Below are 14863 nucleotides of genomic sequence, written 5' to 3'. Positions count from 1 at the left end.
GGGCGCCGATTGCCGGCGCCCCACCGCCCTCATCGGTCCTTGAACTGCGCTTCACGCTTGGCAATGAATGCCGCCATGCCTTCCTTCTGATCCTCGGTTGCGAAGGCAGCGTGGAAGACCCGGCGCTCAAAGCGAACGCCTTCGCTCAGGGTGACCTCAAAGGCACGGTTGACGCTTTCCTTGACCATCATGCTGACCGGGATCGACTTGGCGGCAATGGTCGCGGCCACCTTCAAGGCCTCCTCGACCAACTCAGCCTGCGGCACGATTCGGGCCACCAGGCCTGCGCGCTCGGCCTCTTCGGCCCCCATCAGGCGGCCGGTCAGGCACAGTTCCATGGCCTTGGCCTTGCCCACCGCGCGCGTCAGGCGCTGGGTGCCGCCCATGCCAGGCAACACCCCTAGGTTGATTTCAGGCTGGCCGAATTTGGCGTTGTCGGCAGCCAGGATGAAATCGCACATCATCGCCAGCTCGCAGCCCCCGCCCAAGGCAAAGCCGGCCACCGCGGCAATGATCGGCTTGCGGCGATTGGCAATGCGGTCAGCGTCGCTGAACAGGTCATCGACGTAGATCTGTGGGTATTGCAGCTCAGCCATTTCCTTGATGTCAGCACCAGCCGCGAACGCCTTGGCCGAGCCGGTCAACACCACGCAACCGATGTTCGGGTCCTTCTCCAGTTGATCCAGTGCCTGGTTGATTTCACCCACGATCTGCGCATTCAGCGCGTTGAGCGCCTGAGGGCGGTTGAGGGTAATCAGGCCGACCTTGCCATGGATGTCCAACAGGATGGTTTCGAATGCCATGCAGGCTGCTCCTTCAAAGATTGCGCGCAATGACCATGCGCTGAATGTCGCTGGTGCCTTCGTAGATCTGGCAGACACGCACGTCGCGGTAGATCCGCTCCAGCGGGAAGTCACTCAGATAGCCATAACCGCCCAGGGTCTGCAAGGCATCCGAACAGACCTTTTCGGCCATTTCAGAGGCAAACAGCTTGGCCATGGAGGCCTCAACCAGCGCCGGCCGCCCCGCATCGCGCAGGGCAGCGGCGTGCAGCACCATCTGCCGGGCCACGGCGATGCGGGTGGCCATGTCGGCCAGGCGGAAGGCAACCGCCTGGTGTTCGATCAGCGGCTTGCCAAAGCTCTGACGCTCGTTGGCATAGTCGCGAGCCACCTCGAAGGCGGCGCGGGCCATGCCCACGGCCTGGGAAGCAATGCCAATGCGCCCGCCTTCCAGGTTGGCCAGGGCGATCTTGTACCCCTGCCCCTCCTCGCCCAGGCGATTGGCCACCGGTACACGCACATTGTCGAAGACAATCTGGCAAGTGTCGGAAGCGTGTTGGCCAAGCTTGTCCTCAACCCGCGCCACCTGGTAGCCGGGGGTGTCGGTAGGCACGATGAAAGCGCTGATCCCACGCTTGCCCGCCTGCGGATCGGTGACGGCAAATACGATCACCACCCCGGCGTTCTGCCCGGAGGTAATGAACTGCTTGCTGCCGTTGAGCGCGTAATGATCGCCGTCCAGCCGCGCGCGGGTTTTCAGGCTGCTGGCATCGGAGCCGGCCTGGGGTTCGGTCAGGGCGAACGCGCCGATCATCGAGCCGCTGGCCAATGGCGCAAGAAACTGCTGTTTCTGTTGCTCTGTGCCGAACTTGAGGATCGGCACGCAACCCACCGAATTGTGCACGCTCATGATGGTGGAACAGGCGCCATCGCCCGCAGCGATCTCTTCAAGGGCCATGGCATAGGCCACATAACCGGTGTCGCTGCCGCCGTATTGCTCCGGCACCAGCATGCCGAACAGGCCAAGGGCGGCCATCTCGTCAATGGCTTCACGGGGGAAGCGATGAGCCTTGTCCCACTGCTCGGAGAATGGCCGCAGGCGCTCTTGGGCAAAGTCGCGTACGGCGTCGGCGATTTGTTGTTGTTCGTCAGTTACCAGCATGGTTCACCTCAGTACAGGCATTCGACGGCCATGGCCGTGGCTTCGCCGCCGCCAATGCAAATGGCCGCCACGCCACGGCGCAGGTTGTTCTGGCGCAACGCCGACAGCAGGGTCACCAGGATGCGCGCGCCAGAGGCGCCAATCGGGTGGCCCAGGGCGCAGGCACCGCCGTGGATGTTGACCTTCTCGTGCGGCAGGTCGAGGTGTTTCATGGCAGCCAGGGTGACCACGGCGAAGGCTTCGTTGATTTCGTACAGGTCGACATCCGACAGGCTCCAGCCTGTGCGTTTCATCAGTTTATCGATGGCCCCGATGGGGGCTGTGGGGAACAGGGCCGGCGTATCGGCGAAGGCTGCATGGCCATGGATCACCGCCAAAGGCTTGAGGCCGCGTTTGTCGGCCTCGGAGCGGCGCATCAGCACCAGCGCGGCAGCACCATCGGAAATCGAGCTTGAGTTGGCCGCCGTGACGGTGCCACCCTCGCGAAACGCTGGCTTGAGCTGTGGGATCTTGTCCAGACGCGCCTTGGGTGGCTGTTCGTCATCTTTGATGAGGCGTTGTTCCTTGCCTTCGGTAACCTGTACCGGAACGATTTCGGCGGCAAAACGGCCGCTGCTGATGGCCTGCTGGGCACGGGTGAGCGAGGCAATGGCGAACTGGTCCTGAGCCTCACGGCTGAAGCCACCGGCCTGGGCGCAGTCCTCGGCGAAGGTGCCCATCAGGCGCCCTTTGTCGTAGGCATCTTCCAGGCCATCCATGAACATGTGGTCGACGATCTTGCCATGCCCCATGCGGTAACCACCGCGCGCCTTGTCGAGCAGGTATGGCGCGTTGGTCATGCTTTCCATGCCACCGGCCACCACCACGTCGGCGCTGCCGGCCAGCAGCAGGTCATGGGCCATGATGGCCGCCTGCATGCCCGAGCCGCACATCTTGTTCAGGGTGGTACAGGTGGTGTGCTTGCCCAGCCCGGCACCAAGTGCCGCCTGGCGTGCCGGGGCCTGCCCCTGGCCCGCTGGCAGTACGCAACCGAACAGCACCTGTTCGACGCTGGCGGCATCGATGCCGGCGCGTTCGACCGCGCCGCGGATGGCCGCGCTGCCCAGCGCAGGCGCGGTCAGGCTCTTGAGGTCGCCCTGCAGGCCGCCCATGGGCGTACGCACGGCACTGACGATAACGATCGGGTCGTTGGCGAGGGTCATGTTCGGTCTCCTTACTTGGCAGCCATGCGCAGCGCGCCATCCAGGCGGATGACCTCGCCGTTGAGCATGCTGTTTTCGATGATGTGACGGGCCAGCGCGGCGAATTCCTGCGGGCGCCCCAGGCGCGGCGGGAACGGCACACCGGCGGCCAGCGACGCGCGCACTTCTTCGGTCATGCCGGCCATCATGGGGGTTTCGAAAATGCCAGGGGCGATGGTCATCACGCGGATGCCGAAGCGCGCCAGCTCACGGGCGACGGGCAACGTCAGGCTGGCGATGGCACCTTTGGATGCCGCGTAGGCAGCCTGGCCGATCTGCCCGTCATAAGCGGCGATCGAGGCGGTGTTGATGATCACCCCACGCTCGCCGCCCTCGTCCGCCTGCCCCTCGGCCATTGCAGCGGCCGCCAGGCGCAACAGGTTGAAGCTGCCGACCAGGTTGACGTTGATGACCTTGGCGAAGCTGGCCAGGCCATGCGGCCCTTGTTTGCCCAACACCTTTTCGGCGCCAACGATACCTGCGCAGTTGACCAGCCCGTGCAAACCGCCGAAGGCACTGACCGCCGCGTCCACCGCCGCCTGGGCGGCGTGCTCGTCGCTGATGTCGGCCACCGCGAAGCGGGCATTGTCACCCAGCTCGCGGGCCTTGGCTTGCACCGCCTCGGCATTGAGGTCCACCAGCATGACCTTGGCGCCGGCCTCGACCAGCATCTGCGCGGTGGCCGCCCCCAGCCCGGAGGCGGCGCCACTGACGATGAAGTGCTTGTTGGTTAGCTGCATGATCGGTTTCCTGTTCAGGCGCTGGCAGGGGTGGCCTGTTGCGCGTGTTGTTTGGCCACTTCCTGGTTACGCAGGATGAAGCGTTGCAGCTTGCCGCTCGGGGTCTTGGGCAGCTCGCTGACGAATTCGATTTCACGGGGGTAGGCATGGGCGTAGAGCCGCTGGCGCACATGCTGGCGCAGTGCCTCTTCCAGCTCGGCGGTGCCTGGCACGCCTTGGGCGAGCACCACAAAGGCCTTGATCAGTTCGGTACGCTCCGGGTCGGGTTTACCCACCACGGCGGCTTCAATGACGGCCGGGTGCTCGATCAATGCGCTTTCCACATCGAACGGGCCTACCCGGTAGCCCGACGTGGTGATCACATCGTCGCTGCGGCCCACAAAGCTGATGCTGCCATCGGCATTGAGTTCGACGGTGTCACCACTGAGGTAGTACTTGCCAACGAACGACTTGGTCGGCACACCGTGGTAGCCGCCAAACCAGCACAGAGGTGATTGCTCACGGTCCACGGCGAGGATGCCGGGTTGCCCGACGGGCAGTTCCACACCCTGCTCGTCCAGCACCACGATCCGGTGGCCGGGGATGGCAAAGCCTGCGGACCCAAGGTGCACAGGGTGCGTCAGGCCGTGGTGGTTGCACAGCACCATGCCCAGTTCGGTCTGCCCGTAGTGGTCATGGATGCTCACACCCAGCTCATCGGCGAACCAGCGGATCACCTCGGGGTTTAGCGGTTCACCGGCGCTGCTGACCACCCTCAGGCGGCCTTTGACAGGCTCGGCAAACCCGCGGCCAGCGGCAATCAGCAGCCGATAGGCCGTCGGCGAGCCAGCCAGGTTGGTAATGCCCAGTTGGTCGATGACCCGAGCACAGCTTTCGACGCTGAACGGGCCGTCGTAAAAGGTGGTGGCATGGCCAAGGGCCAACGGCCCGGTGACCGCGTAATACAGGCCATAGGCCCAGCCGGGGTCGGCCAGGTTCCAGAAATTGTCCTCAGGCCGCAGGTCGATGGCGTCGCGCATGTAGCCCTGAAACGCGACGATGGCGCGCAGGGGCACTTCAAGGGGCTTGGCGGGGCCGGTGGTACCTGACGTGAACATCAGCAGGAACGGGTCGTCGCCGGTGCGCATCACGGGCTCGCTCGCCCCTGGCGCCGCGGCCAGGCACTGGTGGAAATCCAGCTCGCCCGAGCGGGCGTTGACGGTGATGACGGTCGGGCAGGCGTGAACATCATCCAGCTTGGCCCGGTTATGAGTGTCGGTGATCACCACCTTGGCCTGCGATTGCGCCAGGCGATGTTCGATGGCCTTAGGGCCAAAGGCGGTGAAAAGCGGCTGGTACACCGCGCCCAGGCGCCAGGTGGCCAGGATGGTCACCAGCAGTTCTGGCGTACGTGGCATCAAACCGGCGACGCGGTCACCGGCGACCACGCCCTGGTCTTTGAGCACAGTGGCAAAACGGCTGGCCTGTTGCTGCAGTTGCTCGAAGGTATAACGCTGGCTGTCGCCCTCGCGCCCCAACCAGACAAGCGCGGTTTTGTTGCCACCCACATGGCGGTCGCAGCATTCGACACAGGCATTGAGTGCGTCGAGGTTGCCCTGCAGGGCGTGAGCAGCAACCTGGTCATAGGCAAACGAACGAACGGCCTCGGCGTATTCACGCATCGTCAGACTCCTGGCTTTTTATTGTTGGAGTGCACCATCGGTCTGACGATATTCGCGCTGCTCACTGGTGTGGACAATGGCCAAACCCGTCAATGTGACTGAGCGATTTGTCCGCAAGGCCTCGCATCAGCCGTGCCCACGCTCCAGCCCCAGCAGGTATTCGCGGGTGACCTGCAGCCTGAGGCCATAGGTTTGCGTTACCTCGTCCTGCCTGATTTCCTCCAGGGTCAGCTGGTACTGCGCCTCCCCCACCTGCGCGCGCTGCGCCTCAAGTGACGACCTGCGCAGCTCGAACACCTGACGTAACTCGTCAAACCGGGCAGTGTCATGCAAGGGCAGGAAACGCTGCCAGAACGTACGTCGGCAAAGGCTGGGGGCCAGGGTTTCGACCGTTTCCGATGCACGCAGGCTTCTGCGCGCGATCAATGCCTGCTCGGCCGTCACCTCCCCCCCCGGCACTGCGCGGATGGCATGCGGCTGGCCAGGCAGGCCCAGGCGCAGCCGCAGTTGAACCCTGTACGAGAGCAGGATGGACACACGGTCAACGGCTTCCCTGGCCTGAATACGCCGGGAAATGTCCTGGCGTGCCACCACGTCCAGCCAATCCAGCCGGAACAAGCTACGCCCCAACGAAACCAACTGGCTGCCTCGATTGGCTGCAACCTCAGCCTGGCTGACCGTCATGCGCAGCAACAGCTGACTGAAGCACTCCACCGAGGCGTTGTCATTTTGCCGTACCGGCACCAGCAACTGCCCAACCTGACGCGCCAGCGCATCGTCGGTTTCCATCAAGGTCATGAGCTGCCAGGCCTGATCGATCATGAAAGCCCGCGGCCAGCTGTAGTTTTCCAGAGGAACGAGTTCGGCAAGCAAGGTTGCAAGGCCAGGCGTCGCCTGTGTGACCGTGTCCCAACGCTCGCCACGCGCCCCCATGCTGGCCGGGTCTGTGCCCACCCACCAATCGCGGACCTCCACGGCAGTCAACGGTGTGTCCAGCGATGTCGGCTCTTCCTCCGGTAACGAATCCAGAGCAAACAGGCGCTGCAGGCTCGCGCCACTGAGACGGTTGCCGGATACCTCGAAGGCGCGGCGGAAATCATAGGGCATTTGCAGCATTTCTTGAGGCGGGGAGCCAAGCTGGTTGTCCCGCATGTCCGCATATTCCAGAAAGCCGCACAGCTCGATGCCCTCCGGCCAGGTCACCAAACCACAGGCGCGCAGATTCAGGTTGACCAGGTGAGGCAAGCGGCTGTAGCGAAACGCATACTGCCCCAATGCGTTGTAACTCAGGTCCAGGTGGGTCAAGCGTGGCAACCCTTGCAAGCGCTGCAAAGAGACGGCGTCGAGACGTATGCGGTTACGGCTCAAGCGAAGCCGACGCAGTTCAGTCAGGTAGCCGATCCCTTCGGGTACTCGCAGCAGCTGGTTGCCGCTGAGGTTCAATTCGCGCAAGGCCGTGAAAGCTCTCAACGAAGCAGTGGTGAGTTCGTTGATCGCCGTTCCAGAAATGACCAACGAGGTGAGGTAGGAAAAATCAATCTGCAGCGGGAACTCCGGCAGGGTTGTAATCCCCGACCCGTTCAGAACCACACGTAACCCTTGCGCCCCACCCGGCTCGCGCGGCAAGGCCTGCCCCTGCGCGCCCCACGCCCTCTGCAACTGGTCGGCAAAATACTGGCGGGCCTGACGCCGCGCACCATTAAGCTCACTGCCCACCCAGCGGTTCAGGCTACGCAGCACTTGCTGGTAATCGCTCTGCAAGTTCAACAGCAGCTGATGTACCGATTCGGCTCCGGCCAGCATCCGCTGTACCTCCTCCCCAACCCGCTCGACGCTCAAGCCGGGGAAGTAGCGTTGCAGGGCATCGCGCAACAGTTCTGCCGGGGTCCGGTTACCTTGGGGGGCACCATCGAGTGGGTAACCAACCCGGCCATCGTCAAGCCTGCGCCCCGGGTTGAACCAACGGTTCTGGTCTGCCCAGCCGAGCATACGAGCGATGGTGTCGTGAGTGTCTGGCAGGTGCTCAACCAGGTTATGACGCAGTACGCTTGGGGGGTCACCTCGCTTCATGCCCAGTTCGCTCAGCTGAGCTGACGACAACCCGGCCATGACGGCTTCGAATACATCGCCGGGGTCCTCCAGCTGGATGTTGATACGCTCCCCGTTCGCTTCATAGAGCGCGAAGCCCTCCGTTTGGTGAACCAGCACCCTCAGCCCGACACTTTCACCCTCTGCGCTGACCCGAGCGATACGCCGGCCATCGAAACTGCCCTCGTGCAGGGCCAGATCGACGCTTTCCGGTTGCATTTCGGCCATCAGCGCAAAAACCAGTTGGCCCGTTTCATTCGTGTAGGCACCGGGCAAATACAACCCAGCCAGCATGCGGTTCATCCTGGCCATGCGCAGCAGCGACGGCACCCGCTGCGCCAAGGCTTCAGGTAATTTCCCGGTTTGGCCGGTCACGCCGTACTGGCCCGCTTCGCTCGTCAGTGCGCGGCCATAGGCTTCACCAAGGCCAGGAAAATCACGCCGCAACAAGACGGACAACGGATCGGTGGAAAGTGGCAGGTTTGTCAGGTGCGCCAGCAACGGCTTGCGCAATGCCTGTTTGCTGGCCAGGACATTGCTCCAGCCCTGGCCAACATCCGGTTGCTTTTCGCACCAGATCAGCAAGCCTTCATCTTCCTTGCTCAGGCTCTTGCCCTCGACGTGTTCAAAAAACCGCTCGATCCGGGCACAACTCTGGAAGCAACGCAGCGTTTCGCGCAAATTGACGGGGGCGGGCATGTTGTCCACGAGAATCCCGCGCAATTCGTCCTCGTCAACGCCGGCAACCTGCAAAACCTGCGCGGCCTGCCCGGCCTCAAGCGCGGGATGCTGGGGCCATAGCACGTCAAGCATCCGGGCAGTGTCGCTCCACGCCTGAGGCCGGTCCGACATCAGCCGCCAACCACGCTCGCCATTGTGCAAAACAACAGGGCCGAAGGTTTCGGCACGCTGCGGATGGCGCAGCCGGTAGGGGCCATCCGCATCAGGGCGGTGCACCTCCAGGTAACGCCCCTGCCAGCGGAACCAATGCTGGCTGCCGTCGCTGTAAAGCCCGTTGCCAGCCAACGCGATGTCTTCCGGGCTGGACGCATAGTGCTCAAGGTCGGGAGCCCACAAGCGCTGCTGGTTGCCTTCTACGGTGACTGGCACCAAGCTTTCGACAAACGCGTTGCGCCCCGCTGTCACCCCTACGGCGGTAAGCCCGGTCAGTGCCACCGTCTCTGCAATGTTGAGCAGATGCTCCAACGCTTCGTGCCGGTGCCCCTCCTGCCAATCCATCACGCCCTCGAACACTTCGGACAGCGTCTGGACCACCATTTGCCCAAGCAGGATCGCACCCACCACGGGTATGAACAGGCCAGCCAGGTTAATCAGGTTCAAACCCATCGCCTTCCAGGCCTTGTGCCTGGCAAGGGATGCGGTGGCGTCGGCTTGGGCAGTGGGCACCAGCAGCAACCTGGCGTCATCCTTCACGCGCTGGACCTGCTCGGCAGCCATGAAGTCGAAAATGCTGCCTTGCTGGACCTTGCCCTTGATTTGAAGGTCGGGTGCGGGGTCGCTCAAACGCTGCTTCAACAAACTGACAAACGCTGCCCGATGCTCCAGCGCGATCAGCTGGCTGAAGTACTGGCGGTAGCTTTCCTGCCCAAGCAGCTTTACCAGCTCCCTGTACATCGCGGCGTCATCAGCAAAATGCCGCAATGCCCGCACCGGGTCGCTCGGCAGATACAACACCACACCCGCCAGCTGTTGTTCAACGTCGCGCAAGCGAATGATCATGCCATCACCAGCGAAGTGACCGAGCACCTCCAAAGCGCCCGGGTAACCCCTCAAACCGCTTTGTTCAAGATGGTGCTGTTCATTGGCAACCTCGCGAAGGGCAAGCTGCACATCGCTGCCGATGTCGCCCTTGAGCGCGGCAATTTCCGCTGCCAGCGCCAAGCCAGAACGTTTGTCGGCAGACAAGGTAGTTACGTACAACGTGTTGAACACGGTATTCAACAGCGTTTGATACTGGCCACCCACATCCAGCTTGCGACAGGCGCTTATCAGGTCGTCGGTGTTCGCTGAAAGCAGTTGATCGCGCCCCGGCGCTACCAGGCCGGAACCCTCGTAATACGTACTCCCGGCTTCGAAGTTGGCCATCAAACGCAACAACCCTGCGCTTCGCGACGCCCTGTAACCGAACCCCTGCAGCTCGGAGCTGCCGAGGCGGCCGATCCAGGGTTGCACGACCAGCCATTCCAGCTGCTCCAGTTCCACCCCCGCGGGCAGCGGCGTTGCGAAGAGTGTCTTGAACAACCCTACGGCAAACTGCGCAGGCGGTTGCAGCGCAAGGTTCATCGCGCGCAGGCGCGCCTGGCTGGACTGGTGTGTCGTGAAACTGGCCCGCAAGCGCCGGATCTGCCCGACGGATGCCCGTGACAGCCATGCAGGCAGCCGCGCGGCGATGAAATCATGGGTGGCGGCGGCAAGCGCTGGGTCGGCTGGCCGTGTGGTGGAAACAAGTGTCGACATGCATGCTCCGAAGGTTGAGGGTTCAGCGCCCCATGGTGAAAGCCCAGCGGCATCCAATTAAGAGGGAACCCCCAACACTGTCGGTGGCGAACGCTGTCACTGCTCGTCTTCTGAATCCTCCGAGCTGGCATCACTGTTGTCGCTTTCATCCAGGTCCAGCGCAGCACCCTCGGCCCTGAGTTCCACAGCCTCGCGGCTGAGCAGGCGCATCAGATGATGCTCTGCCGCCTCCCGCTCGGCCCCCAGGGCGTTGTAGGCTTCGAGGTAGCCCTGTTCGCTCAGTTCGCCGGCCTCCTGCTGGTCTTCCAGCGCGGAGCCTCTTGCCGTGAATGGGCTCAGGTAGCGTTCGAACAGCGCTGCATGACGCAGCTTCAGGTAGTCGCGCCAAAATTCACGCCCGCTGAGGTTTTCCGCAAGCATGCCGCGGCCTTCCTCAGCCATCACGGTGTCGAAGGCTTGTTGCTCCAGCTCCGGGGTGATGTTGGCGATACCGCGGAACAGCATCGACCGTGGCTGGCCTACCAGGCCGAGCCGCGATGCCAGGCTGATGCGCAAGGCAAGTACAACTTCCAGTTCGTCGACCACCTGCCCGGCAGCCTCCCGGCGGGCAACCTCATGCAGGGCGAATGCATCCAGGCGGTCCATGCGAAACAGTGCCCGGCCAAGGTCGAAGTACTGGATGCCACCGCGGCCAGTGGCCGCCAGGTGCCTGGCCTGGCGCACCAAGGCCCGCAACCACAAACGGCTGAAGCGTTCGGCAACACTGTCATGGCACGTGAGTTGCTCACCCGCATGGTCGAAAATGGCACTGCGCAAGGGCTCGTGCAGGTTCAACTGCTGCAGCAGTTCCCAGACCTGGTTGCCGATATAGGCGGGTGAAAGGCTGTAATCCCTCGCCTGAGTCAACCTGCCGAGCAGTTGAAACAGCGCGCTGCTGCCAGGCAGCTGTTCAACCCGTTGCCAAATGGCCCTGCGCGGCTCCCTCAGCTCGGTAGCGCCGGTTTCAAGCCACCGTTGCAAGGCTTGATCACGCGTTGGCTGATCGGCAATGACCGGTTCAGGCTCGGGCTCATCGGCAGCCAGCAACTGGGCGATGTCCCCCATGGCCAGTTGGTTGCCCTCCAGGTTGATCCCTCGCCTGAAACCTCGCGGCATAGCCAGCACGGCATCAGGGACGAGCGAGATGTGGTTGAAGCGCAGGTCCACCAAGGCCAGCTGGGGGGCACGTTCAAGCCCTTGGGGCAAGTTGCGCAAGGAGCAACGATTGGCCCGCAGCGTCGTCAGTTGTGCCAACCTGGCGAAGTCCAGGTCCAGCGTGCGCAATGGGTTGTAGTCCAGCACCAGTGTCTGCAGCCGGCTCAGGCCCGACAGGGTTTCAACGCCCGCGGCGTCCATCCGGATGCGGTTGGAACGCAGCTCCAGCGTCCTCAGGTTAGGCAGGCGGGCAATTTCCGCCGGTATCGATATCAGCAGGTTGTTGTTCAGGTTAAGGCTGTGCACGGACTGGAAACACCGCAGAAAGTAGGCAGGGATGCTCTCAAGGTCCATGCCGGACATTCTCAACTCGTAAACGTGGCTGAAGTCCACATTCGCCGGCAAGCCCGGTAGCGTACCGACACGCCAGCCTTCAATGCTCAGCAAGCGCCCGGTGGTCCGCCCGTCGGCACTGTTGACCACTTCGCCTTCGTAACGCCAGGCCGCCCGCAAGCGGTTGGAAAACTGCCGGCGCCGGGCGCGCAAACCGTAGCCTTGTGCCGCACGTTCCCAACGGGTCAATACGTCATCCAAGTCCCCATAGTTCAGCTCTTCGGCGAGCAACTCTTCGTAGGGGTCCAGCCCTTCGTCGATCCATTCGACAATCATGGTGTCGACCTCTGCCACACTGAGCGCCGGGTAGAGCGTGCGCACCCTTCTACGCAGCGATTCCATCATGCCCATCGGGCGCGATAGTGAGCCCCCCAGCGGGTAGCCGACCCGTCCCCCCGACAGCCGGGTCAAGGGGTTGAACCACGGTTTGGGTGCCCGCCAGCCAAGCCGGGCCAGCACCTTGTCATGGTGGGCCGGCAGCTTGTCGATGATGGCCTGACGCAATTGCTGTGCCGGGTCTTCACCCGTCAAGCCAAGCGTCTGACGGTGGCTGGCATTCATCAGCGCCAGCAGCGCCTGGTACAGCTCGCCCGGCGCCTTGATCTCGGCCTCCAGTTCCATGCCATGGCTGTCGTACAGGTGAAACTGCCCTTCCCGCCAGACCAGAATCGAACGCTCGTCGGCTGCTCCTTGCGGATCGATGACGGTAATCAGTCGGCCATAAGGCGTGCTTTCGCGCAGTTCGATGTTGAGTGCCAATGGCCAGTTGTCGAGCCTGGGTAACAGGGCCATCACCAGTTCACCAGTCCCGTCGTTGTAATCTGTACCCAGCAACAAGCCCTCCAGTGCCCGTGTCAGCCGCGCCGTGGACAGCAACGCTGCCGCTCGCGTCATCACCGTCTGCGGCACACGCCCTTCAGTTCCGGCCACCGTTTGCAATGCTGGATCAATATCGGCCAGCGCCTCATCCACATAGGCGCGCGGCAGCCCGGGGAACATGCGCCTTAGCTGCAGTTGCAGGTCATCCGTCGGCGCCAGCGGGTCCGGCTGCAGGCCAAGGGTTTCGTCGTGCAGCGGCACACCTTCCGCCAAGTGCTGCAACAGTGCCGGGCGCAACTGCGCCCGGTTTGCCTTCAGATAACTGACCATGGCCGGTTCATCGAGCGCCTGCATGGCATCATGCGCCTTGCACCAGGCCAGTACCTGGGCATCACCGGGCATGCTGCTTGCGCTTTGCAGCTGCTCGAACACACCGTCCACCCTGCGCGCGGCCATCAGACGCCGCATTGTGTCGCGCAGGTTCACCGGTACAGGCCGGTTTTCCACCAGCACGCCACGCAGGGTCTGCACATCGGTACCCGTGACACGGAGCACCTGTTGCGCGGTTTCAGCGTCCAGCGCAGGGCTCATCGGCCACAGGCGATTGAGCATGTAGGGAGCATTGCTCCACTCCAACGGTCGCTCCGAGCGGATACGCCAGCAGCGTTCACCGTTGAAGTCCACCGCCGGCCCGAAACGGTTCGGGTCCGTGGCATGGCGTAAACGCCATGCCTTGCCGGGAGCCTCCTGGTGCACTTCGTAATAGCGCTCTTCAATGCGCAGCCAGCGTCGGGTGCCCACGGCGTACAACCCGTTGTCCTGCAATTGCGGGTTCTCGGGCTCCGACTCGTACTCCTGCAGGTCGGTCAGCCACAAGCGCGCGCCTTGGTCGGTGTTCACCGGCTCCAGTGCGTCGACGAAAGCACTGCGCCTGAAACCGTACGCAACCACCCCCACCCCGGCAGCGGTAGCGGCCGTGATCGCCACTGTCTCGGCCACCTTGAACAGGTGCTCATGGGCCTCATGCTGATGGCCCTCACGCCAATCTCGAACACCTTCGAACGCGTGGCCAAGGGTATCCACCACCATGGCCCCGAACAACACCAGCCCCACTGCAGGCACGGCAAACCCTGCCAGCCCCAGTGCGGTCAGGCCCACCTCTTCCCAGGCTTTGAGTTGCAGCATGGCCGCGTTGCGATCCGCATCAGCGGTCGACACCAGCAACAGGCGCCCATCGTCTTTCAAGCGCTCGACGTGGCTCTTGGCCAAGGTGCTGAACAGACCACCAACGGGGGCAATGCCGTCGACTTGCAGGTCAGGCGTTTCGTCACTCAAGCGCGTTTGCAGCAGGTGCTGAAAGCCGGAGCGGTCGCGCAGACGCACCCGGTTGCGGTACAGCCGTTGCTGCGCGGTATCGGCCAGCGACGCGACAAGGTACTGGCTCAACGCCGGCAGGCTTTCGAAGCTCCGCAAGGCCTGTTGCGGGTCGTCTGGCACATACAGCATGACCCCCTGACTCGCCCCGTCTGCATCACGCAGTTGAATCTTGAGCGCGTCGTTCACCGTGTAGCCCAGCAGGGTCAACTCGCCCGCGCTGGCGAACAACTGCTGCTGCGGGTCGTCAGTGCCACCGGCCCACAACGGGCTCAACGCATCGTACTGGGCCGGGGTGATGCGCTGGGCGCACAGGGCAAGCTCAACCGCCATGGCAAAGGCCAGGCGCTCATGATCGGCCAGCAGCTTCAGTGTGCCCGCTGTAAACACCTGATCGAGTGCCGCCTGGTACTGCTTGCCGGCGTCCAGTGTGCGACAGGGCTCGATGATTTTGCTATCGCTGACCAGCACAGAGTCTTGCCCGGCCAGCGTGATACCGGTGTTGTCGAAAGGTGCGCTGACCTGCGGAAAGTTCTGCATCATGCGCAGCAGCACCGACGTGCGCAGTGAATGCTCTTCAACGGTGGGCGTACTGATGATCGATGACGGCACATACCATTTTTCGAGCCACTGCACGTCATCGAGCGCAACCCCCTGTGGCAGGACCGAGCCGAGCAGGGGTTGGAACAACCGTTCGGCAAAATGCTGCGGCGCCTCCAGCGCCTCGGTTGCCTGCGCCAGTGCCCTGGCCGCGCTGTCGTGCGCCAGGATCGCCTCGTGCAGGCTGCCAAGCCGGTTGACCGGCACTTGCGTCAGCCAAGTCGGCAATCGCTTGCGGATGAAGGTGTCTGTCAGCCCTTGGGAGCGCTGAATATCGGAAAGTTCGCTCAAGGAACGGGTTACGGGTTTCATGTCCTGGGCACCTCGGCCA

At 63.2% G+C, this 14863-nt stretch carries 7 protein-coding genes; all 7 read right to left on the bottom strand.

Features of this window, described 5'->3' with window-relative positions:
* Positions 1-29: 29 nt before the first annotated feature.
* On the bottom strand, positions 30-803 hold the full coding sequence (locus PVV54_RS08930) for an enoyl-CoA hydratase (protein WP_274909574.1): 774 nt from the start codon (positions 801-803) through the stop codon (positions 30-32).
* 13 nt (positions 804-816) lie between these two features.
* Positions 817-1944 carry an acyl-CoA dehydrogenase gene (locus tag PVV54_RS08925; RefSeq protein ID WP_274909573.1) on the bottom strand — a complete coding sequence of 376 codons (1128 nt, stop codon included), beginning with the start codon at positions 1942-1944 and terminating at the stop codon, positions 817-819.
* An 8-nt stretch (positions 1945-1952) separates the two neighbouring features.
* The gene (locus PVV54_RS08920) at positions 1953-3146 is read right to left on the bottom strand and encodes an acetyl-CoA C-acyltransferase (RefSeq protein ID WP_274909572.1); all 1194 of its coding nucleotides are present in this window, start codon (positions 3144-3146) and stop codon (positions 1953-1955) included.
* 11 nt (positions 3147-3157) lie between these two features.
* Complete coding sequence (locus tag PVV54_RS08915) at positions 3158-3925, bottom strand: SDR family NAD(P)-dependent oxidoreductase (RefSeq protein ID WP_274909571.1); 768 nt, start codon at positions 3923-3925, stop codon at positions 3158-3160.
* Between the two features lie 14 nt (positions 3926-3939).
* Positions 3940-5586: an AMP-binding protein gene (locus PVV54_RS08910; protein ID WP_274909570.1), complete on the bottom strand. Its 1647-nt coding sequence runs from the start codon at positions 5584-5586 to the stop codon at positions 3940-3942.
* Positions 5587-5712: 126 nt separating this feature from the next.
* Entirely contained in the window at positions 5713-10152 is a 4440-nt protein-coding gene (locus PVV54_RS08905; RefSeq protein WP_274909569.1) for a dermonecrotic toxin domain-containing protein, read from the bottom strand.
* 96 nt (positions 10153-10248) lie between these two features.
* Positions 10249-14844: an NEL-type E3 ubiquitin ligase domain-containing protein gene (locus PVV54_RS08900; protein WP_274909568.1), complete on the bottom strand. Its 4596-nt coding sequence runs from the start codon at positions 14842-14844 to the stop codon at positions 10249-10251.
* Positions 14845-14863 lie beyond the last annotated feature (19 nt).

The sequence above is a fragment of the Pseudomonas sp. PSKL.D1 genome (assembly GCF_028898945.1).
In the GTDB taxonomy this organism is placed as follows: domain Bacteria; phylum Pseudomonadota; class Gammaproteobacteria; order Pseudomonadales; family Pseudomonadaceae; genus Aquipseudomonas.
The sequence above is the reverse complement of the archived record's forward strand: the minus strand, read 5'-3'. Positions and strand labels throughout refer to the sequence as shown.